The sequence below is a fragment of the Bradyrhizobium sp. USDA 4452 genome (assembly GCF_054063575.1).
The window spans coordinates 1,939,358-1,961,661 of sequence record NZ_JBSSGK010000001.1; the positions used below are offsets into that span (position 1 = coordinate 1,939,358).

The following is a 22,304-nucleotide window of genomic DNA, read 5'->3' on the forward strand; positions in this document are numbered from 1 at the left end:
GTGTCGACGACGTGGCCGCTGCCCTTAGTGAGGATACGGCGGGAGCGGTCGGTGAACCATGTCGCGGCTTTGTGGTCGCCGATTCCCGCTTCGGAGGCTGCAGTTGGAGCGAAGTTGGTAACGAAACGGAGGAGATAATCCGCGACCCTTGCTCGCCAGCGACGCGGTTGAGACGCGATGCATGGCCGCTGGCATGCGCCAACTCGTGCAAGGCCGTTCGATGCCAGTTGATCGGCTCGAGATAGGTTTGCGGTGGCGGCACCTGTAGTCCTCCGCCGGCACGTAGAAGGCGCGATTGCCGCAAATGCGGAAGTCGATCCCGCTCGCCTTGATCAGGTATTCAACATCTGGCGCGATGAGGCCCGACGGCGGAGGTGGCGCCGTCACTGCGATCTCAGAAGGTAAGCCATCGCACTGATCGATGTTGAACACCGTGAAGCGCTTCAGCAACGGGATGGCCTGCGCATCGTCGACTGTTTCGCTGGCGCGCCGCTTTTCGTCGACTGGTACAAAGCGGTCGGCATAAACAACGGTGGTCCCTCGCTCGCCCTTGCGGACGTGACCACGGAATGACAGCGCCTGGCGGAACGTAAGCCAGCTCTGGCCTGTGAATGCGCGTTCGGTGGCAGTGAGAACCTTGATGCCGCTGTATTGACGGCCGGTCGCGGCGCTTTTCGGCATGGCCAACGACGCCGCGCCGGCGCACGCCCGAAGATGGTGTCTGGACATCGCGGATCTCCGCGACGGGCGCCGCGAGCCTCTCTCGCAGCCTGTAACCCGTCACGGCAGAACCCGGCCGGCACTCTATGTATATGAACTCTATCCGTCGGCGCGTCCGGGCCTCGCAACTTATCATTGCAGACTGGCTACTTGCTGTGAATGAAGGCCTCGCAAAGCCCAGATTGGCGCGGTCGACCGCCACAATGGAGTACATCGAAAAATGGCGCCGAGAACGAACAGCGGAATCGAGTTGGTGAGCCGGATCGTTTGCTGAGCAAACTGGCAGTCAAGCAATCGCCGTTTCTCTCAACCGAAGAGACCGCCCGTGCCTAGTCGTCACCATTGCTTGGCCCCGCGATACTCCGATCTGCTCCCCTCAATGAGGGCTGTTGAGCCTGCTGATTAGCTTGGCCGAGTTCGCCAACGTTCGCCGAAGCTCATCAACCGATATTCGACGACTTTGCCAAAATGAATCTAAGTCATTGAGATTTATGGCGCGCCACCCAGAACAAAACTGCGAACTCCTATAACATTGAAATTGCACTGTAATCTTTGGACATCCATGAGATGAAGCTGGAGCCCTGAGCGAAGCCATCTTTAGAGTCGGTTGTTTCGCGGGTTTGGGCGCTTCATTTGGCGCGGCGAAAGACCGAGCTCCGCCTGTCGCGCGCCGCTTGCAGCATGACGGCGTGCCGACGCTGTCGATGTTCGTGCATCCCGACCCGACTTCCCGCAACTGCGGTCCCGATTTTCTCCCCGATCAACGATTGCCGTGCGGAGACCCAGTCAAGTCACCCAGCCCGATGACCTGGAAAGCACTGTTCTCGTTGTAGGTCCGCCTGTCGCGCGGGTTGCGCTGCTGCTCCGGCGTCGCCTCGGACGGGGTGCCGTCGCCGCCGCCGTAACCCATGACCTCGACGATAATGATCGAAGGCTGGTCATTCGTCTTTGGCGGCGGCGCAGCGGCTTGCTGGCTGGCTGCGGTGGTGTTTGACGCGGCTGTCAGCGCAGCGACCGGCGGTCCCTGCACCGTCGGAATGCCGGTCGAGGTGCCCTGCACCTGGATGTTGGCAGCATTGATGACTTGCAACGCGGCGAGATTGACGTTGCCGGAGACGCGGATGCCGGCTTCGCCCGCATCGATGGTGCCGAGCGGCGCGATCAGGTCAACGTCGCTCGGCGGCGTGCCCGGGATGGTCGCCAGCGCGGCAATGCCGGCGCCGCTCGCTGGCGCAGCCGGCGACAGCGTGACATTGCCGTAGCTGTCATGGCTCAGCAGCGGCGGCGTGAAGATCGTGGTGGTCTTCGAGCCGCGGCCGGCGTTGATGTCGCCGGTGGCGGACCAGGCGAGGATGTCGCCGCCGAAGGTCGTCATGATGCGGCTCTGGCCGAGCAGGATGCTGCCGAGCGAATAGATGTCGATCGGACTGTCGCGTCCCTGCGTGATCAGGCCTGAACCTGCGCCCGGCACAAGGCCTTCAACACCGAGGATGGTTTGCCCGCCCGGATTGAGGACCTGGATCGCGCCGCCGTACTGGGTGTGGATACCGGTATCGGCCTGATACGGATTGTTGGAAGCGTCCTTCGCGAAGCCGCTGAACATCGTAAGCCCGCCTGAGTAAGTGAGCGGCCTGCCGTTCGCATACTGGTCGGGAAACAGCATCGCGATCGCCTCGCGGCCGCGCAGATAGCTCTTGTAACGCGGCCCGGCCGTATCATTATACTCGCGACCGCCGAGGGTGAGTTCTTCATAGAACACCTGGCGGACGAACACGCCCTGCTGCTCGCTCGGCAGCGCCAGGAAAAAGGCGAGCGCATCGGCTGCGCTTCCGCTGTAGCCGTAACGCTTCTGGAGCCATGCCAACAGCTCGGCGCCATAGGCATGCACCACCTTGCCGCTGCCAGCGAGCGGTGTGCCGTCGCTTGCCAGCTGATTGGCCGGATCGAAATAGCGCTTCGCGAAATCGGCGTAGTCCGGGCCGTTCGCGCCGACGCCGGTCAGCACCGTGATGCCGGCGCCGCCCGCATTGTTGGCAGGGTTGACGACGTCGCCGACGCTGGTCAGTGAACCATAATAGCCCTGGTACAGGTTACGGCCGGCCTGGATCTGAAGCAGGCCCGGACCGGCCACGTTGACCGACTGGTAGATGATGTCGCGGCCGGCCTGTATCAGCGAAACACTGGCGGGATCGGTGTTGAAGAACACATCCGGCACAGCACCGAGGCCGACGATGTCGCGGCCGGCGATCACTTCGAACGGCTTGGCCGCAAGATACCAGGTGCTGTGCAGAGGAAAGAAGCCGCTGGAGGCACTGCGGAACATGCTCAGCGTCGCCCCAAGCTCGAGATCGTCGATATCGACCCCCGCATAGACCCGCGCGGGCTGGGTATCCCCCTGATGCAGGTTGGAGACGGGCGTGTCCTCGCCGAAGGCGATCGGATTGAAAGGCTTGGTGCGGTAGGCCGCGTCCGGCGACGCGTTGGTTCTTGTCGCGCCGAGGTCGAGCACCGGATGGAGCGGCGTCGCGAGTGAGGTCATGTCGGCGCCCGACATCGACAGTACCTGGCCCTGCCCGTAGATCGAGCCCGCCGCCAGCAAATCGAGCTGGCCGTATTGCGACGGTATCATCTCGATCGAGAGACCCCCGCCAAAGCGGATATCGCCGTTGGCGGCTGCCACGATCAGCGTTCCCGGATAGAAGCCGTTCGCGTTCTGCCTGCCGGCGCTGTCTCCCGCCAATAGCGCCACATCGCCGCCCGCCGCGTAGAGATCGATCGCGGTGGCTGACGTCCACAGCGTGAAATTGGTGCGCCCGCCCGAACTCATCAGCGTGGTCGATCCGTCGCCGTTGACCTGGGTGTAGGGCCCGCCATTCACGCTGACCGGTGCCGCCATGCCGGCGTCGCTCGCCCCGCCGATCACGAGGTCCCCGCGCGTCGTGATGCTGACCGTGCCGTCGCCCGGCGTGAACGTCGGACCCTGCGTCTTCATCGAATCCTTGAAGGTCAAGGGATCGAGCGTGCGCGGATCGACCGACGAGGCGCCTCCGCTCCTGCCATTTTGCGCCACGTCTCCGACCGCCCCGGCACGAACGGTGATGTTGCCGCGCAAGTCGGCGACCGAACCGAAATAATCCGGCACCAAAGCCCCCGAGGCGGTGAGCGCGTTCATCGGATTAAGAATGCCTCCGACGCTCAGCGTCAGGTCGCCGCCGCCGGTCTGCAGCAACGTCCCGTTCGGCAACAGCCGCCCGGTCGAAGCGACCGCAAGGTCGAGCCCTGTCGAGGTGTTTGCGCCGCCGCCGTCGGACGCGCCGGCATTGCGGCCCGCGATGACGGTGAGGTTGCCGCCGCCGAGCGTGCCGATCCCCTGGAAGCCGACGAGCGAAGGGCCGGATGCACTCTGGTCGGCCTTGACGAAGGTGCCGAAGTTGATCCACCACGCGGTCGGATCAGCCGACAGCCCGCCGCCGCCCTGGGTTTGCAGCCAGTTGCCGATCCGATTCGAGTCGACATAGTGAGACGTGTTGTCGGCGGTCGCGATATAGCCCGTGACATCCTGTTGCGCGACGAGCAGCAGATCGCCGCCATGCTCCGGATACCAGGCATGCGTGACGTCGCTTCGGATCGCGCCGACCAGGTCGTAGGGATTGCGGCCGTTAACCAGAACCGGGGCCGCTTGCGTGCCCGCGGTGTAGACGCCATAGGGGGTTGCTTCGCTGAAGCTGCCGCCAGCGAGCAGTTCGAGACTGCCGGTGCCGGTGCGAACCACACTGAAGAAGGTGCCATTGACGGAGTCGCTGTAGGCGGGATCGTTGAGCGTCAGATTGCCCCCGCCGTTGAGCGCGCGAGCCGGTTGCAGCGCGCGTTGGTCGGCGGCGGAGAGGTCGGCGCCGGCCGCCAGGCGCAGCGATGCAGATTGCGAACCGCTCGCCAACATGGTGGACCAAGGCGAGGTACCGTCGCTTGCGGCCGGGATGGCGGGCCCCGACGGCGCGGCGAATACGCCGCCGACGGAAGATGCCTCGGAGACCGGAACGACCACCAGGTTAAGAATAGTATTGGCCGGAATGGTCTGCCCGGGGGCATAGCGATGGCCGCTTAGGTCCCTCGGATAGAACGGCACCAACAGGCCCCAGCTTGTCGGAACAGTCCAGGCGGCAGTCGTTTGCACCGTCTGACCAATGCTCAACAGATAGTTTGTGCGGACAATCCGGAAGGCAGAACTCACGGTGATGTCGGCAACCGCCGAATAGAGCGCTGGCGCCTCGCCTGCCATCTGGAAGCCGTCCGAGATGCTTCCATTGACGGCGAAATTGCCGGCGGCGCGAACCACGAGAGCCATCGGCTCTCCCGCACCGTAGGTCGCCGACGCCGTATTGGTATCCGCACTCGGTCCGTAGCGATATATCGAGAGGTCGATGTTGCCCGACGTCGAAAGGTCGCCGCTCGAGGTGATTTCGACACCCGGACGCAGATGGAACCTGCTGCCGTAGGCGGACAAACCGGCTAAGTTCGCCGTCAGGCGCGTATTGCCGAGCGCCGCGTTGATGAACGCCGTGCTCGCCACGTCGTAACCATCGAGCGTTGCCTGGTTGATGGTGCTGCCAGCAGGCAGGTCGTAGGTCCAGAACGCATTGAGCGCGATACTGTTCGCTCCCTTGATCGTGAGCGAGCCTGAGGCGCTGATCGCGATGTCACCAGAGGTTTCGCCGGTGCGCTGCGCGTTCAGCACTACGTCACCGTAAGCAATGCCGTCTGGCGTCGAGAGATCCATGGTTGCGCCCGAAGACAACGTGAGCGCACCGCCCGCCGCCGTCAATTCGATATGGCCACGGTTCTTGGCCTCGATCGGCTGGCCGTAGCTGTCCGTCTGCAGCACCGTGCCGTGAACATCGAGCGCGGAGTTCGATGCAAGCGTGAGGCCGTTGCCGGCGGAAAGGCGGATCATGCCGGGGGCGGCGCCGCTGGCGTCGATCGTGCCGGCGACAATCAAGCCGCCGCTGTCGACCGACACGGTCACGCTGTGCGCCTTGACGCCGTCGCCGATCACGAGGTCACCGGTCCTGATGTCAAAGCTGCGGGCGTCGAACAAGCCGCCTTGAGTCAGGAGAGCATTGAGCGCGGCGAAATCGGCGCTGCTCATGTTCGCGGCGGTGACGCTGAAATCGCCGCTGGTGTTGCTGCCGGTGGCACTGCCGACGAGGCGACCGCCGAACGAAACGGTGCCGTTACGCGCACTGACGCTGATCGATCCCGCGCTGGCGTTGGTAGCGGACACATCGATCACCGAGCCGGCCGCCTGCGTGAATCCGCCCTGGCTGGTGGTGAAGATCGCGGTGCCGCCGAAGCCGTAGACGGTCGCTCGCTGGATCGTCGAGGGCTGGCCGGAGAGGTCGATGCGGCTGGCGCTGCCGAGCGAGATGCCGTTGGTCGCGTTCACCACCAGCTTGCCGCTCGGCAACAGGACGGTGCTGGCGATCGCAACGCTGTCGCCGGTCAGGTCGATCTCGGCGCCGGAGACCGTGGAGGTCGCCGCGCTCGGCGCGAGCCCCGCGGGCACGGTGATATCAAGCGCGCCGCCGGCGGTGTAGTTCATGATCGACTTCTGCGTGCCGGTCAGCAGCGGCGTCGACAGCGTCAAATTGCCGCCGGTGCCGCTTTGGCCGAACACCGCGCCGGCCGCCGTGCTCGGCGCCTGGAAGACGTAGAGCGAGCTGTTGCCGGCGGAGACGATCTGCGAGCTCGCGGTGAAATTGACGTTGTCGAAGCCGTAGATGACGCGGCTCGGGGTGGTCGAGTCCAGCGATGCGAACTTGCCGAGGTCGATCTCGCTTGCGACGAGATTGAGCGTGCCGAGACCGCTCCCAAGTCCACCCGCGCCAAGCGCCGGCGGGGTCGCGCCGGCGATACCGTTCCAGGTGATCTTGCCAGCTGCAATGGTCGCGGTATCGCCCGCGCTGCCGTAGCCGTAGATCGCCGGCGTATTCAGCACGAGATTGATGCCGGTGCCGGTGGCGTCGAGTCCGGCCGAACCGAACAGGTTGACGGAACTCGCCGCGCTCAGCGTGATCCTCTCCGGCGCCGGCGCGGCATGGGTGGGGTCGCCGTGCACGAGCACATCGAACAGGGCCTGATTGAAAAGGAAGCCGGCCGGCGCGCCGGCCGCGGCAATCGTACCGCTGTCCCCGATATTGATGCTGCCGACCGCGAGCGTGATGTTGCGCGATCCGAAATGCGCGGACGGATCGATGCTCGATGCACCGTTGGTGGCGAACACCAGCGTGCCTTCGGAATAGAGCTGCGAGTTGGCACCGATCGTGATCGAACCGGAACCTCCGTTCGACCCGAGAAAATTGAGGTTGCCGTTCGACAGCGCCAGCACCGTGGTGCCGCTGGCGGTGGTGTAGCTCATGCCGAGGGAGGTGGAGTCGAACGGCGCGGGCCCCTGCCCGATGGTGCTGAGCGTGACGTTGTTGCCGATCGTGATATTGCCGCCGACTAGGAACACTTCACTTGCCGTCAGCGTAACCCCGTCGCGGATGAAGATGTCGCTCCCGCCGATATAGGTCACCGTGCCGTTGACGATGGCGTCGTAGCCGTTGACGATCAACCGCGGCGCGCCGATCGCATCCAGGTCTGCCGCACGGACCGATACGCCGGCAAAGCCCGCGGTCGGAGCATCGGCGTAGATCTCGCCGACGCCGCGGGTGAGCAGCTGGCCGGCAAAGCCGCCTTGGCCGGGTTGGAACAATGCGGTGCCCTCGAACGACAATGCCTCTGCAGCCGGCGTCGTCGATGGCTGCTCGAACGCGACGACCAGCGTCTTGCCGTCCGCAGGCAGCAGTGGCCGCACGCCGCCGAACTGCGTCGTGTTCGCGATCAGGAAGTCGCTGTAGTTCTGCTCATTGTATTGAGAATACTTGCGTACCGCTGCTCCGGCTGTGATCAACGCCTGAGATGCAAGTGCGCTTCTGATCCCGGTATTGGCAACCCCCGTGTAGGCGGAGACCGCGTAGGTGCCGTTGCCGACCGCAACTGGACTGCTGATCGGCGTGCGCGCGGCCGCACCAAGTTCGATGCGATAAGCCCCGGACAATAGCGCGTAGTTCGACGGCAACAGCGTGTAGGTGCCGGCAGGCAGGCCCGGCACGCCTGCCGGAATCGTGATCTGCTGGCCGATCGCCGGATCGCCGGCGCCATTTTCCGGCGCAACGGGCGCATAGGCCGACGTGTAGCCGGGCAAAATGGCATAGACCTTGTCGCTTGCCTTGCTGACAGGCGTAGCCGGGTTGGCGTTGATCAGCGGCGTGTTGAGCACGTTGACCGAGCCGCCGCGGCCCGAGATGAAGCCCGCGCCGGTCAGATTTCCGCCACCGGACAGGTCGAGCGTGGCGCCGCCCTGGACGTTGACCGATTGCCCATCCAGCATGATGCCGGAGAGCGGATTGCCTTCCGAGGTCAGGTTAGTCAGCCCGATTGGACGAACACTCGCGCCGTTGTAGCTGTAGGTCACGCCATCGACGGTGCCGCCATAAGGGATGGTCATGCCCGCCATCGAGACCGAGGTCAGGCTGCCCGGCAGCACGTCGACCCGTTGCGTCGGAATTCGGTTGTCGAACGGATTGTTGTTGCCGAGCACGACGCTGCCGAATGGCGCACGGACGATGCCGCCCTGTTCGACAATTGGCGCGGCGAGCGCGAGGCTGCCGAATACGGATAGCGGTGCATCCGGAATGGTGTCGGTGCTGCGGCCGATGGTCAGCGTGGGCGGCTGATCCAACTGCGCAGCGGTAAAATTATTCTGCCCGGCGGTGACGATCGCGACAACGCCCGTGGCCGGATAGAGCTGGGCGGCGATGAGTTCAAGATTCCAGTCGGTCGAGAGCCTCGTCGGCTGCCCCGGCGTGGGGATGCCCAGGAAGCGGATGTCGCCTTTGCTCACGAACCTGATGTCGGCAAAGCCGGGCGCATACATGCTGTTCGGCGAGGACGCGGAGAACTGGATCACCCCCTGCACGTCGATCTGGTTGGCATCGACCTCGAAACTCGCCCTGCTCGGCACGCCGGCCGAGCCGGGATTGCCGATGAATCCGGCGGTGGTTGCCACTGGTTCGCGCAGCAATACATAGGGCGCCGACAGCAGGACATCGCCGGTCGGAATCGGCGCGGAAGGATCTGGCTGGCTCGGCGAGCCGACGGGCACCGGCAGGCCCGGCACCGCGGCGCCCGACGTGAAGGCCGCAGCCGTGAGCGTAATGCTTTGGCCAAGCGCGAGCGACACATTGCCGGAGAACTGCATGTAGTCGCCCGAGCTCAGCAACAGATTGCCGAAGCCGCCGGCCTTGACCATGTCGGCACTGACCAAGGCCTGGCCGAATGTCAGGTTCGAAGCATCGGTCCCCGGTGCGATGTCGACGGGCAGCAACGCTTGGTGCGTCTGGGTCACGATGATCGTGCTGGGTACAAGCGCATTTGCCGGCACGAAGGAGCCGTCGGCGGGGAAGACTGCGCTGAGCAACGAGATCGACAGGCTGCCGCCCGCCCCCCCTGCACCGCCGGCCGCGGCGTGAATATTGCCGTCGAGATAGAGGCCGCTCGACGAGCTGAGCGCGATGGAGCCGCCATTGCTCACGAGCGCCTGCGCGCTGCCGACCGCATTTGGTGACATGCCGGCAGCGGAATTGACGGTGATGTTGGCGCCGTCGGCGTTGAGTTCGGCGCCGGGCCGGACGATTACGAAGCCGGTTGCGCCGCCCAGGTTGATGCTGCCGCCATCGGTGACGGTGCCATAGGCCCGCCCCGCATTGTCAGTGGCCGTGTAAGCCGCGCCCGACACGTCGAGCGCGGCGTTTGCGCCGATCCAGAGCGACAGGGCACGGCCTTGGCCGTATGCGTCGAAGTTGCGCGAGGCCTCCAGTGAATTGTCGGACTCGTTGATCAGCGTGATGCTGCCACCATGCGCGGTCAGCCGGCCGTCCATCGTGATCTGATTATAGGCATCGAGCTTGATGCTCTGACCGGGATCGACCGTGATCGACGCACCGTCGCCGATCACGATCGGGCCGCCGCCGTGTTCCAGGCCGCCCTTGATCAATGCATGCAGCGTTACGCTGGCGCCGGTCCGCTGCGTCAGCGTCGCGCTCAGCGGGTTTTCGGTGAACAGCGGCGGCTGCCACAACGTCAGTGCCGTTGCCGGATCGGCACCGCTCCGCGCGGCGTAGCTGCTGGCCGTGAACCGGTAGACCGGCATGGTCGGCGCAACGGCCGTCCCATTCGTCACCAGCGTCTCGGTCCCGCCGTTGACGTCGTAGTTGGCGAAACCGGATGCGAAGAGGCTTGGTGTGAGGACGACCGGCGACTGGACCGCGACGGTGACGCCGAGGCTGGTTCCGGCAGGGATCACGGCGCCGGGCGCATACGTGGTGGCCGTCGAGCTCACATTCCCGGCGGCAATCGTGTAGGTGAAGGCCGTCGTTCTGATGCCATTCGGAAATGTCCCGGACGGGACGACATAGCCGACCGGGAAGGCGCCACCGAAAGCGGAAACGTTCGTGCCCGCCGGAATCGTCTGGCCGGACGTGTAGTTTGTGAGAGTATTGTAATCGATGGCCGACATGCCAGTCGGCACGATCCAATCCTGTTGAACGGTGACGCCGTTCTGCCCGCTGCCATCCGTGCGCTGATCTCCTGGCACAACGCCGCCCGGCAGCGGTGTATCGAGAGGCGTCTGCGTCAGCACCGTGCTGTACGGCATCGGCAGCGGCTGGCCGGCGGGAATCGTCAGCGGCTGCGCCAGGACGAGGTTCGCCTTCGCGGGCGTGTTCGCTTGCAGCGTGCCGCCGAACAGGCTTGCTTGATCGCTGATGACCACGGTCCCCGGCGTCGAGATGGTCAGTGTGCCTCCGCCGCTGACGCCGGCCGCACGAATGCTGCTGCCGAGCGTCAACGTTCCATTGACGGCGGTGCCGCCGCCGGCGGGATCCACGGCGATGAGGGTGACATTGCCGCCCTTGCCGCCTCGGGTCTTGCCGTTGGCAAGAATGGCTCCGCCCGATGAGACATCGATCGCGCTGCCACCGGCGAGCGTCACGTCGCCGGTGGAATCGAAGGTGACGTTGCCGCCGTCGAGGAAGCCGAGACCTGATGCGCTCGTCGGATCGGTCTGCGCATTGACCCAGAGGCCACGCGTATCGATGGTCGCGCCGGATTCCAGCGTCAGCGCTGCGCCCCCCGCCGCATTGGTCAGCGTGACCGTGCCGGTCGCGGTGTTGAGGATGTTGCTGACCGTGACGCTGCCGGAGCGCGCGATGATGTCGGCTGCGATATCGACGGTCGGCGCGATCAGCTTGACCTGCGCCCCGGCCGAGAACTCGAGCGGTGCATTGATCGCGATCTTGTTTGATGTGTTGATGTTGAACGCCGCCGAGGCCGAAGCTGTTGAGCGTCGGCGCGTCGAACCAGGCCGTGTTGGTGCGGTCGGATGGCAGCGCCGACGTCAAGCCGAGATTGCCCGACACCGGCGCGATATTGCCGAACGTCACATCGGTGGTGTAGGCGCCGGCGAGGCCGTAGCCGTTGTACTGCCCGAGCGCCAGCGTGCCGGCGAGCGGCACGGTGTTCTGGGTCAACTTGTAGCCGTCGGTGACGCCGGCCGGGCGTTTGGCGATCTGGGTTTCGCCGTCGATCACACCGGCGAGGATCGTGCCCTCGAAGATCGAGGTCGGGGTCGCGAGAACGAGGCTGCCGGCGTCGCGGCCCACGGTATAGCCGTTCTCCCAGCGCGAGCCGCCTTTGCCGAACGGGCTGAGATAGACCTCGACGACGTTCCAGTGGGCGTGATTGACGATGAAGCCGTTGGCCACCGCGACATAGGTCAAATTGGCCGGCGCATTGTCGGCATTGTAGATGCGGCCGTCACTGCCGAGCAGCATCGTCTGCTGCACATAGCCGCCCTGGTACTGCACCGCGCCGCCGGAGATATTGAAGATCGCGCCGCGCTGCGCCACCACCTCCGGCGCAGACAGGGTGATGGTGCCGCCGAGCGCGGTCCATTCGCCGATCCTGTGGCCGGTGTTGTTCAGATAGCCCGACACCTCGAGCAGGCCGCCGGCGGTGTAGTAGCGGTCGGTCGCATAGCCGCCGGTGCCGGCCGGCACCAAGGTGAGATCGCGGGCGTCGATCCACATGTTGCTGTTGATGAGCGTGCCGCTGTCGCGGTTCTGCGGACTGTCGCGCAGCTCGTTGCCCTGGACGTTGACCTTGACCATGTTGGCGGACGCCGGCAGCACGGTGCCGGTGGTGCCGGAGACGTCGATCACGGCGCCGGTCTCGGCGAACACCCGCTTGCCGGCGGAGGCCGTCACCTGGCCGCCCTGCGCCATGGTCAGCGAGCCGTTCCTGAAATCGATGGTGCCGCCGGTGACGATTTCGATGCGCGACTGATCGGGCCGATCGGCCAATGTCGAGAGGTTGTCGAACTGGCCGGTCGCCAGCAGGTTCGGCTTGGCCGAGGCGATCAGGGCATCGCGCTGCGAATTGAACGCGGTCACACTCGGATCGATGCCCGAAACCAGCGCGGCTGCGGCATCGGTCTCCGGCAGGATCAGGCTGATGCCGTTGTTGGTCAGCGTAATGCTGCCGGTGGCGTCGGACGTCGAGTTGAGCAGATGGATGCTGCCGCGCTGATTGACCGAGGTGGTGGAGAGAACAATGCCGTCCTGGGTGACGGCATGCCCGGCCAGCGTGATGTCGCCCTGCTGGGCGAGGACGAGACCGGTGTTGGTGACGGTCCCGCTGGCGCTGCCGCTGCGCAGCAGCGGCGCGATCTCGTTGCCGCGGGTAGTCGAGTTCTGGTTGGTGTTGGTGCCGTAGCCGGCACGCAGGATGAAATCGTCGCCGGCCGCGAACTGGGTCTGGCCCTTCGGCGTAGTGATGGCGCCGGCATTGTCGACCTCGGTGCCCATCATGAGCACGAAGCCGCCGCCTGACGTGACCGAGGACGGCGCATTGGTGGTGATCAGCGCGCCGCTCTCGACCACGATCTTGCCGCCGGCGCCGGTGAAGCTCGGCAGATAGGTCGTGCCGCTCTGGATCGAATAGAGCCCATTGGCGAGGAATTGGCCATCGGTGATGTTGGCGGTCGAGGCGATCAGCGAACCGACATTGATCTGGCTGGCGCCGCCGAAGATGATGCCGTTCTGGTTGATCACCAGCACCTGGCCGGGCGCGGTGATGCGGCCGAGGATCTGGCTCGGTCCGATGTTGCCGACGACGCGATTGAGCGCGGTCCAGTTGCCGGCCTGCTGGTTGAAATTGAGCGTGGTCTGGCTGCCGACGTTGAAGCTCTGCCAGTTGAGGATCGCCTGCGGCGCGGTCTGATTGACGGTGACCGTGGTCTGGCCGCCGCTGGCGCTCTGGCTCGGCAGCGCGGCGCCTTGCCAGAGGCCCGAGCCGGGCGCAGCGCCCGGCGCCACCTGAAGCCCGCCCGGCCCGAGGCCGTTCGGCACCGCGACCTGCGGCAACGTGGCCGATCGCTGCGAGGCCGCGGCGGCGCTGCGTGCGGCGGACTGCGCGGCCTGCAGCCCCTGGATGGCCTGGGTCGCCCGCATCAGCGCGCCCTGGCTTTGCCTGGCGACTTCCGTCGCCTGCCGGGCCGCGGCGGTTGCCGCGTCGCTGGCGATCGCCGGCGCCGACGTCGTCGTCGCGAAATTGCCGAACGGCCGCGCGGAAGCGTCCTCAAGCCCGCTCAGCAGCAGCGCCAGCGTGCTCGTTCCGGCGAGCAGCACGGAACGGGATACCAGTCCGATCCGCTGCCGCGGAGGAAGCGGCGCGACCCCACGCAGGTCAAGACGAGAACGGCGGATGGCTTTCCGGCGAGACGGCATGGGATATTCCCCGGGAACAACGGACGGAGGGATGCACAGATCCGATCTGCGCAGATGCTCGCCATACGGCTTCACCGCATGTCAGGCTTCTCGTCCCCAAGGACGCCATTGGATCGGCGGGACCGAACGACAAAATCGCAACCTGCTCACAATTCCTGCGCACAGGCGATCCGCGCTTTCATGGGTTCGCTCGACATCAGCTCAGCAGCACAATGCCGCCGGGCAGATGCCGCGCCTTCGCGCCAAAGATCTGCTGGAACATGGCCAGGATGCCATCGACATTGTCGATGCGGAACCGGCCGTTGACGAGACGGCGTTCCAATTCCGCGTTCGTCACCATGACCTTGCCCGATCGGTAACGGTTGATTTCGGTCACGACGTTGCCGAGCGGAGCGTCATGAAAGATCAGCATTCCGTCGCGCCAGGCTGTCACCTCGGCGGGATCGACCGACATTGGCGCCGCGAGACCAAGCGCTGCATAGCTCACCTGTTGCCCCGCGCGCAGCGCCGCGACGGCGCCGTGACGGGTGACCTGGACCTCACCTTCGAGACATGTCACGCAGGTGTTGCGCTGCTCATGACGGACGTTGAACTGCGCCTGCCGCGCACTCATCTCGCCGTCACCGGCAACCACGCGCAGCTCGCGGCTCACCGAAGCTGTCGCGATTACGGCTTCCCCGGTCAGGATCTCGATGCGATCGAAGCTGGCTTCGTCCGACTGAACATTGACGCTGGTTCCGGTGTTCATCGTCACCTTGACACCGCCATCGATCGCGAGCTTGCGCTGCTCGCCAGCAGCGGTGCGATAATCCGTCATCACGTCCTGCAGCGACGGCCACAGCTGCAGCGGCGGCGACACCACGAGATACGCGGCGGCCGACGTCGCCAGTGCGCCGCCGAGCACTGCCCGCCGCGTCATGCGTGGCTGCCGCCGGATATCCCCCAGCATGGAATCGCCACGCCGCTTCAATAGGTTGGCGCCGGCCGGGCCGAGCTGATCCCACAGCAGGCTGGCCTGTGCGAGCGCCTCCGAATGAGCGGTGCTTTGGCCTCCCCAATGCCTGGTTTCCTCAATGTCCCGCCAGGTGGCTTGACCCGATCCAAGCCGCTGGACGCGTGCAAGCGCCTCGCTCTCGATCGCGGTCAGCTCCTCCGACGGTTCGTCGTTACGTGTCATCGGTCGGGCGTTTCCCTCGACAGCACTTCCATCCAAATACGCGACACTCGGACCCTCTCCTATCAGGACGTTTCCCGCGGTGCCGGACCGAAACGCCTTGTGACCTTTTTATTAAACCGCCTGGCGCAATGCTCGAGCGCGGCTTTCAGCTCAAGCTCCACCAAGCGCTGCGAAACCCCAAGACGCTCGGCGATTTCCCGGAGCGGCGCGCCTTCCAGGCGGGATGCGAGCAGGATCGTCCGGCGGCGCGGCGTGAGTTCCTCGAGCACCTGCTCCAGGTGCGCAATCTGCTGCCGCGATTCGACCTCGCGCTCCGGCCCGGGCGCCGCGTCGGCGATCTCGAGCATCGGCTGCACCTCGAACCGCTTGATGCGGCGCGTCTCCTGGCGCTCCCGGCTGATCGCAAGATTGACCGCGCTGCGCAGCAGATAGCCGATCGGGCGATCGATCACACCCGGGCCGCTCTTGTCGCGCAAATGCAGCCACGTCTCGTGAAGTGTCTCACGCGCCTTCTCATCTCCGAGACGCCGCGCGAGGTGCCGGCGAAGCTCATCGTAACGCTCCACCAGCAATTGCCGGAGCGTCGTCCAGGTCGTTTCGGTCATCGTGCAACCAATCCCCGGCGTCTCGGGTCCGAGGCAACGCAGTCTCCGGTCTCGGAAGGTGGGCGAGCCGATACCGCCATTGTAACGGGCTGCGGCATGTCCGGCGGTGGCGGCCGGCCAATCACAACAGCGCGCAACATTGCAGCAATAGCCTGGTCACGCGCGTCGTCATCTGTTGAACCAAGCAATTGGGGCTGCAAGACTTCTCCGGCAGGGCCGATCCAGAACCTGAACTTGATCCGATAGCTGCCCGGTGCGGTCAGCGCAGAGCGACAGAATACTTCCTCAACACGGCTCTGGACACTCGCAAGATATGGCTTGAAGAGGTGTATTGGTGTCGTTTGTCGCTCCGCCACCATCGGAGCGATCGTGAAGGCATTGGTCCCGACATAGATCGCGACCAGACCGGTTCCCTCGAGCAGAAGCTGGAGCGCCATATCAGGCTTGACCGATCCCCTGACGGCTTGCCCGCGGCGGCCTGCGGCCAGGGTGGCATCGTAGACGACCTGAAGTCCCGAAGCAGCACTGTAGGCGTCCAGCGCGGCGGCCAGAGGTTGGGCGCCGATATCAAAGTCGACAGGCGCCGATGCCCGACTTGATTCAAGACTCTCGGCCATCGTCACCGTTTGGATATTTCCGGCAACGACAGTGCCTATGATCAGCGCAAGAAAACGCTGCCACATCGGATAATGACTCGTGCGCAGCGCAATCTATCGACACAAAGAGGAGCTTGAAGACACCGCATTTGACCCGCCCCGGCAGGATAAGTTTGACGTGCCGATGATCGATGCAGTGTCCGTCGGAACCCCAGGGCACCCGCAATATAAGAATAGAATATGACAATCTGCTAACGACGGCGGCAGCCGCTGCGCGCCCTACAATGCCGCGAGAATGAGTTCGCATGGGGCTGCATCAAGGAAGGCCGGCCTGAGCCCGCGGCTGTGGCGGTGATCTGTTTTTGAATGGCTGCAGCGGCCTGAGAACGTGGTAGCTGGGTTTTTCACTTGACTGGCCTCATGCGGTGCGTATCGAGCACCACAAAAACAAGGCGCTGGTCTGACACCCGCTCGAAGAGATCCTCGAAGGAGAGATCGTGAAGTTTTATGCCGAAGCGGAGGAGGTTTTGGGCCATCTGCCGAAGCTTGGCGTTCCGTTGATCATGCGCCGGATCGAACGGGGTGAGCGCAAGGGCGACGCCAAAGTATGGTCCTATCCCGGCATGGAGAAGGTCGTGCAGCAGATGCGCAAGAAGATCGATGGCGTATCGAAACTGTTCACGCTTGACGCCTGTCGACACGGCGGCATGACAGAGCTCGAGGAAGCCGAGCTGACAGACGGTCAGGGACGCGCACTCTCTGGGCACAAGACCGCACAGGCCTATCGCGGCTACGCTAAGTAGACGATGGCACGAGCGTTAGCTGCGACCCGGAAACGCCACGCGCATCTCCTAGAGCAAAAGGAGCTCGATCAGGTTGTTGACGAAGCGGCCTCGGCTCAAGATGAGACGCGCCAACTGTCTCCAGCGACCAAGACCGGAACGGGCTCGCAGAGATAGACTTCAACCTTCGCTCAGCGCGGCAAATCGCAGGTGGCATTTTAGCTGCCGGCATCGCGCCAGGTCGCAATCGGACTTGTCGAAAGCTCGAATTCCCCAACCGAATTCTGACATCCAATCGGCGGCCGATTGAGCGGCGCTCAATTCTGGCGTGATTATCCGCGGTCGATTCATCGGAAGACAAACCCGGCACAGAATTTCCAAATGCGGGGTGAATCGAATTTCCAACCGCCTAAAAATCTCCGACGTAGCAAATCTAATTTACGTAACTAATTCAGATGCTTATCTATGGCTGGGGCGGGAGGGATCGAACCTCCGAATGGCGGAATCAAAATCCGCTGCCTTACCGCTTGGCTACGCCCCAACGCGCCGATCGAAGGCCACGCCGGTCTATAGGGTGAGTCCGGCCTTTTCAACAGGGCGACGCGCGAAAAGGCACGAAAGCCGCGGGTTGATGCCGGCCGCCTTTATCATAGGGCGAGGCCGCGATGGCCGAAACAGACCGCGCGATGTCCGCTCGGACAGTTGAGAGCCCGCTTGTTTCATGGGAAGACAATTTCCAAACGCCTCGTCGGGAGTAACGCCATGACCTACCGTGCGCCGATCAACGATATCCTGCTGTCCCTCAACCATGGTGCGGGGCTCGCAGCCGCCCTGGCGGCCGGCCACTACGGCGATTTCGACGGCGACATCACCGCCGCGGTGCTGGAGGAAGCCGGCAAGTTCGCCTCCGACGTGCTGGCGCCGCTGAACACGGTCGGCGACGAACACGGCATCAAGCTCGACAACGGCAAGGTGACCACCGCGCCGGGCTGGCCCGACGCCTATCAGCGCTGGACCGCTGCGGGATGGAACGCGGTGTCGGGACCGGAAGCGTTCGGCGGCCAAGGCCTTCCGCTCGCGATCAACGCTGCCTGCACCGAGATCTGGAGCGCATCGAACGTCGCCTTCGGCCTCTGCCCCTTGCTGACGCTGTCCGCGATCGAGGCGCTCGAGGCCCATGGCAGCGCCGAGTTGAAGAAGGTCTATCTCGAGAAGCTCGTCACCGGCGAATGGACAGGCACCATGCAGCTCACCGAGCCCAACGCCGGCTCCGACGTCGGCGCGCTGCGCACCCGCGCCGAACGGGCAAGCGACGGCACCTACCGCCTCAAGGGCACCAAGATCTTCATCACCTATGGCGAGCACGACATGACCGACAACATCGTGCATTTCGTGCTGGCACGATTGCCCGACGCGCCCGCCGGCACCAAGGGAATCTCGCTGTTCCTGGTTCCGAAATTCTTGGTCAATGCCGACGGCTCGCTCGGCGAGCGCAACGACATCCATGCCTCCGGCGTCGAGCACAAGCTCGGCATGCACGCCTCGCCGACCTGCACCATGACCATGGGCGACAAGGGCGGCGCGATCGGCTTTCTGATCGGCGAGGAAAACGCCGGCATGCGCTGCATGTTCACGATGATGAACCAGGCCCGGCTCGGCGTCGGCCTCGAAGGCGTCGGCATCGCCGACCGCGCCTATCAGCAGGCGCTGGCCTATGCGCAGGAGCGCCGGCAGGGAAAAGCGATCGGCCACAAGGGCGACGGGATGGATCCGATCATCGTGCATCCCGACGTCAAGCGCATGCTGATGCAGATGCGCAGCATGACGGCGGCGGCGCGCACGATCTGCTACGCCACCGCGGTCGCGCTCGACGTCTCGGTACGCGCCAAGGACGCCAAGGTCCGCGCGGATGCCGCGGCGCGCGGCGCATTGCTGACCCCGATCGCCAAGGCATTCTCCACCGACATCGGCAACGAGGTCGCCTATCTCGGCGTGCAGGTCCATGGCGGCATGGGCTTCATCGAGGAGACCGGCGCCGCGCAGCATTACCGCGATGCCCGCATCACCTCGATCTATGAGGGCACCAACGGCATCCAGTCGATCGACCTCGTCACCCGCAAGCTCGGCGCCAATGGCGGCGCTTCGGTGTGGGCGCTGCTCGACGAGCTCGCCGCCACCATCAAGCAGGTCGAAACCTCCAACGATCCGGCGTTCGGCACCACCGGCGCGAAGCTCCGCGACGCCCACGCCGCGCTCGAGCGCACCAGCAAATGGCTGCTCGAGCGGCTGGCCTCCGCGCCGAACGAGGCGCTGGCCGGCGCGACGCCCTATCTGCGGCTGTTCGGCGCCACGCTCGGCGGCTGCATGCTTGCCGGCGAGGCGCTGGCTGCGAAAGCAAACGGCGAAGCCGAACCGCAGCGCTACGTCGCACTGGCGCGCTTCTTCGCCGAGAACGTCTCGGTGCAGGCGCCGTCGCTGGAAAAGACGGTGACGGAGAGCGCCGAGGCGGTGACCGGCGCGGACGCAGTGCTGGCGGGCTAGGACCCTTTCCGCTGTGATTGCGAGAGAAGGCGCAGAGCGTTGTACGCGCCACAGGCGGTGTCCGTTCGTTTGATGCACACGTCCGCCTAGTGATCGGACAAGCTGCCGACGATCGATGCACGGCGCGACAGTTCGATCCAGTTGCCGTCGGGATCGAGGATCATGGAGATCCGCGCGACCTCGCCAAGCGTCACCGGCGCGAGGCCCTCGCGCACGCCCTTGGCGCGCAGCTCGCCATGCACGGCGTCGATATCGGCGACCTGCAGCGTGATGTAGCGCCAGCCGCGCGCGCCGCGAACCGGATCGGCGGTTGCGCCACGATCTTCACTGAGCAGGATCAGGCTGTCGCCGAGGCGGAACGCCGGACCGTCAGACCAGGATTGCTCGGCGAAGCCGAGAATGTCGCCGTAGAACCTGCGATGCGCGGCGAGGTCGCGCACCGCCATGGAAACCGCAATCTGGGTGATGCCGTCATGCCCGGGCGCCACCAGGCAAACGCTGTTACCGTCGGGATCGGCCATGCGCTGCGGCGCTCCAACGCCCTCTCGCGCGATGATCAGTTCGCGATAGCCGCTCGGCGCTGCATCGCCCAGCGGCTCGACATGATGGTTGAGCTTGATGACCGAGCCTTGCACGTCATGCCGGTATTGCTTCTGCCCGCGCCGGATCGGCAACACGTGGTCGAAGCGAACGCCGGCGTCCTGCTGCCAGAACCGCAGCATCGGCTCCAGATTGTTGGTGGAAAGGCCGACGTCGATCACGTTCTTCGCGAGTTGCATGCCCGGTTTCCCCAGCCGCCGTGCGCGCTCGCCGGACCGGCTCAACCGGGAAAGCGATCACCAAACATCGGCAAGCCGCTGCGCGACTGTTCGCGCGTCGCCTCGTCCTGGATGACGTCCCAGTGCTCGGCGAGCACGCCACCCTCGATGCGCACGATGTCGGCGACGACTGATGCCGCCGGCAGACCATGACCGCTGAACCGTGCAGAATGACGGAAGCGCCGCTCGCCGCGTCGACATGGTTCTCATAGCGCAGCGTCGCGGGCAAGCCCTTGACGAGACCGAACAGCCCGTCCCGGCCGGGCGCAATGTGCGCTGTGCTGGATGTAGCGCGGCGACCGGAGCCGCTCGGCGGCATAATCGCGCTTGTTGAACAGGATATCGAACGCGGCGAGCACGAACTGGACGCGGCGATCCTGGTTCGACGCATTCATGGCTTCGCTCCCTTGAGAATATCAGGCTACTTGCGGACCAGCGGGATCTGCAGATTGGTCGGACGATTCTGCTCGGTGTCGAATCCGCGGCCGTCGACATTGCGAGCACCCCAGAATAGCAGGTCGCCCCTGAGATAGACCAGGTCGTATTCCATGAAGTTGGTCCCTTCCTTGAGGCCGAAGGGGAGGAACGACTTGCCGAAGATGCTCTGCGGCACATCGACCGCCCACGGCGCGTAGCCGGCGACCGCGACCTTGTTGAGCACGTCGACAAAGCCCTGCGCCAGCGGCGTGACCTCGTAAGCCTCGTCGGCAACGAAATCGACCTTCGTCGCACCCGGTGCGATCGGGTGTGCGCCCTGCCACTGCATGTGCCCGACGATCCTGATCCGCGCCAGCGGCACCTTGCCGTACGGATCGGCCGAGTTGACGACCACGAGCTCGAACCGGTCGGAGGACTGATAGGTGAAGGCGCGTTTGAGATAGAACGGCTTGATCGAGCCGTCCGGATTCTTGCTCGGCCGGATCTCGGGCGCGATGCTCTCCCAGTTTCCGGCAAGTGCCTGCTTGATCGTCGCGACGTCCGTATCCATGGCGCTTGCCCTCGTTTGAATGCCGGGAGATTGCGCGGCGACACGGCCGAGCCCCGTCAGCACCAGCAGCGACAACAGCAATGCTCCGAGGCTGATCCGCATGCACAAGCTCGAGGCTGGCCTCGCGACGCTCCTCTGCCCGCGAGGCAGAGCCGCGCTGGGAATATGCTTCGCTATAGTGGGCGCTGGCCGGCTTGAAAAAGACTTTGTAAGCTGGCCCCATGCCTGCGAGATATGCCCACAAGAGATGGCAGCGCGATTGGGCAGGCCGTGATTGGGAGATTGCGATGGAGCTCCGGCATCTGCGCTACTTCGTTGCCGTGGCCGATGCCGGCAGCCTGACGGTCGCCGCCGAACAGAAACTCCACACCTCGCAGCCTTCCCTCAGTCGGCAGATTCGCGATCTCGAACAAGAGGTCGGCGTGCAACTCTTGAATCGCGGCGCTCAGGGCATCGAGCTGACCGCCGCAGGCAAGGCGTTTCTCGACCATGCCCGCATGGCGCTGTTGCAGGCCGAGGCCGCCAAGGAAGCGGCGCTGCGCGCAGCCCAGCCGCCAAAGCCCGTCTTCTCGCTCGGCTTCCTGTCGGGCGCCGAAATCGATCTGCTGCCCGAGGTGACCCGCGTGTTGCGCGAGGGATTTCCCGGCATCGACATCCGCCTGTCGAGCGATTACTCGCCCCTGCTCGCCAAGGCCCTGATGCGACGCAAGCTCGATGCGGCCTTCATGCGGGCCGACGAGAGCATGGAGGACCTGGCGTACAAGCGCGTGCGCACCGATCCGCTAGTGTTCGTACTTCCGAGCAACCATCGGCTGGCGGCGCAGTCAGCCGTCGCGCCGGAACACGTCACGGACGAGACCTTCTATCTGCCGTCCAAATCCGCGCCGGCGGTGCGCCGCGCCGTGCTGGACTATTTCAACCGCGCCGGCATCGATCCGAGGCCGGAGCACGAGGTGCATAATGTTGTGCACGCAATATCGATGATCACCTCGACGCATGGCGTGATGCTGCTGCCGGCCTACACCGCGCGCTATCTGCCCGACAGCATCACCACCCGGCCGGTGCAGGGCCAAGCACCGACGCTGGATCTCGTGATCGCCTATCACAAGGCCAACAAATCCCCGATCCTGAAGCTGTTGCTGTCGCGGGTCGGCCGGCTGGCCACGGCGCCGGCCGGAAACAAGCAGTGA

11 protein-coding genes, 1 tRNA gene and 1 pseudogene are annotated in these 22,304 nt (G+C 64.8%); 3 read left to right on the forward strand and 10 right to left on the reverse strand.

Annotated elements, in window-relative coordinates:
- Positions 1-139: 139 nt before the first annotated feature.
- The 6 genes and pseudogenes from ACVISU_RS09220 to ACVISU_RS09245 form a co-directional block, all read right to left on the reverse strand.
- Positions 140-702 (reverse strand): annotated as a pseudogene (locus ACVISU_RS09220) (ArdC family protein); the annotation flags it as partial.
- 778 nt (positions 703-1,480) lie between these two features.
- Positions 1,481-9,703, reverse strand: a complete 8,223-nt coding sequence (locus ACVISU_RS09225; RefSeq protein ID WP_456710784.1) for a filamentous haemagglutinin family protein — start codon at positions 9,701-9,703, stop codon at positions 1,481-1,483.
- Positions 9,704-9,713: 10 nt separating this feature from the next.
- Positions 9,714-13,607 (reverse strand): two-partner secretion domain-containing protein, encoded by a 3,894-nt coding sequence (locus ACVISU_RS09230; RefSeq protein ID WP_456706725.1) that lies wholly within the window; start codon positions 13,605-13,607, stop codon positions 9,714-9,716.
- 196 nt (positions 13,608-13,803) lie between these two features.
- Positions 13,804-14,784 carry a FecR family protein gene (locus ACVISU_RS09235; protein WP_456706726.1) on the reverse strand — a complete coding sequence of 327 codons (981 nt, stop codon included), beginning with the start codon at positions 14,782-14,784 and terminating at the stop codon, positions 13,804-13,806.
- Positions 14,785-14,846: 62 nt separating this feature from the next.
- Complete coding sequence (locus tag ACVISU_RS09240; RefSeq protein WP_050402345.1) at positions 14,847-15,389, reverse strand: RNA polymerase sigma factor; 543 nt, start codon at positions 15,387-15,389, stop codon at positions 14,847-14,849.
- Positions 15,386-16,072, reverse strand: a complete 687-nt coding sequence (locus ACVISU_RS09245; protein ID WP_456706727.1) for a TonB C-terminal domain-containing protein — start codon at positions 16,070-16,072, stop codon at positions 15,386-15,388. The genes ACVISU_RS09240 and ACVISU_RS09245 overlap by 4 nt, the downstream gene beginning before the upstream one ends.
- 410 nt (positions 16,073-16,482) lie before the next feature.
- On the opposite strand from ACVISU_RS09245, the gene ACVISU_RS09250 reads away from it, so the two are divergent.
- Positions 16,483-16,788 carry a hypothetical protein gene (locus tag ACVISU_RS09250; RefSeq protein WP_456706728.1) on the forward strand — a complete coding sequence of 102 codons (306 nt, stop codon included), beginning with the start codon at positions 16,483-16,485 and terminating at the stop codon, positions 16,786-16,788.
- 445 nt (positions 16,789-17,233) lie between these two features.
- Here the strand turns inward: ACVISU_RS09250 and ACVISU_RS09255 are convergent.
- Positions 17,234-17,308 (reverse strand) — tRNA-Gln (locus ACVISU_RS09255).
- 221 nt (positions 17,309-17,529) lie between these two features.
- Between ACVISU_RS09255 and ACVISU_RS09260 the strand changes: the two genes are divergently transcribed.
- The gene (locus ACVISU_RS09260; protein WP_456706729.1) at positions 17,530-19,308 is read left to right on the forward strand and encodes an acyl-CoA dehydrogenase; all 1,779 of its coding nucleotides are present in this window, start codon (positions 17,530-17,532) and stop codon (positions 19,306-19,308) included.
- Positions 19,309-19,394: 86 nt separating this feature from the next.
- On the opposite strand, the gene ACVISU_RS09265 is transcribed toward ACVISU_RS09260, so the two are convergent.
- The 3 genes from ACVISU_RS09265 to ACVISU_RS09275 form a co-directional block, all read right to left on the reverse strand.
- Complete coding sequence (locus ACVISU_RS09265) at positions 19,395-20,087, reverse strand: VOC family protein (protein ID WP_456706730.1); 693 nt, start codon at positions 20,085-20,087, stop codon at positions 19,395-19,397.
- Between the two features lie 245 nt (positions 20,088-20,332).
- Positions 20,333-20,521, reverse strand: coding sequence for a hypothetical protein (locus ACVISU_RS09270; protein ID WP_456706731.1), 189 nt, complete (start codon positions 20,519-20,521; stop codon positions 20,333-20,335).
- A 26-nt stretch (positions 20,522-20,547) separates the two neighbouring features.
- Positions 20,548-21,216, reverse strand: a complete 669-nt coding sequence (locus tag ACVISU_RS09275) for a hypothetical protein (protein WP_456706732.1) — start codon at positions 21,214-21,216, stop codon at positions 20,548-20,550.
- 185 nt (positions 21,217-21,401) lie between these two features.
- Here ACVISU_RS09275 and ACVISU_RS09280 point away from each other — a divergent pair, with 185 nt between their 5' ends.
- A complete protein-coding gene (locus tag ACVISU_RS09280) occupies positions 21,402-22,304 on the forward strand; it encodes a LysR substrate-binding domain-containing protein (protein ID WP_456706733.1) in 903 nt (300 codons plus the stop codon).

Bases quoted from the DNA above. Each gene is read 5' to 3' on its own strand.
- ACVISU_RS09230 (WP_456706725.1), bottom strand. From the start codon at position 13,607: ATGCCGTCTCGCCGGAAAGCCATCCGCCGTTCTCGTCTTGACCTGCGT.
- ACVISU_RS09265 (WP_456706730.1), bottom strand. From the start codon at position 20,087: ATGCAACTCGCGAAGAACGTGATCGACGTCGGCCTTTCCACCAACAAT.
- ACVISU_RS09235 (WP_456706726.1), bottom strand. From the start codon at position 14,784: ATGACACGTAACGACGAACCGTCGGAGGAGCTGACCGCGATCGAGAGC.
- ACVISU_RS09245 (WP_456706727.1), bottom strand. From the start codon at position 16,072: ATGTGGCAGCGTTTTCTTGCGCTGATCATAGGCACTGTCGTTGCCGGA.
- ACVISU_RS09225 (WP_456710784.1), bottom strand. From the start codon at position 9,703: ATGGACGGCCGGCTGACCGCGCATGGTGGCAGCATCACGCTGATCAAC.
- ACVISU_RS09270 (WP_456706731.1), bottom strand. From the start codon at position 20,521: ATGAATGCGTCGAACCAGGATCGCCGCGTCCAGTTCGTGCTCGCCGCG.
- ACVISU_RS09280 (WP_456706733.1), top strand. From the start codon at position 21,402: ATGGAGCTCCGGCATCTGCGCTACTTCGTTGCCGTGGCCGATGCCGGC.
- ACVISU_RS09240 (WP_050402345.1), bottom strand. From the start codon at position 15,389: ATGACCGAAACGACCTGGACGACGCTCCGGCAATTGCTGGTGGAGCGT.
- ACVISU_RS09260 (WP_456706729.1), top strand. From the start codon at position 17,530: ATGACCTACCGTGCGCCGATCAACGATATCCTGCTGTCCCTCAACCAT.
- ACVISU_RS09275 (WP_456706732.1), bottom strand. From the start codon at position 21,216: ATGCGGATCAGCCTCGGAGCATTGCTGTTGTCGCTGCTGGTGCTGACG.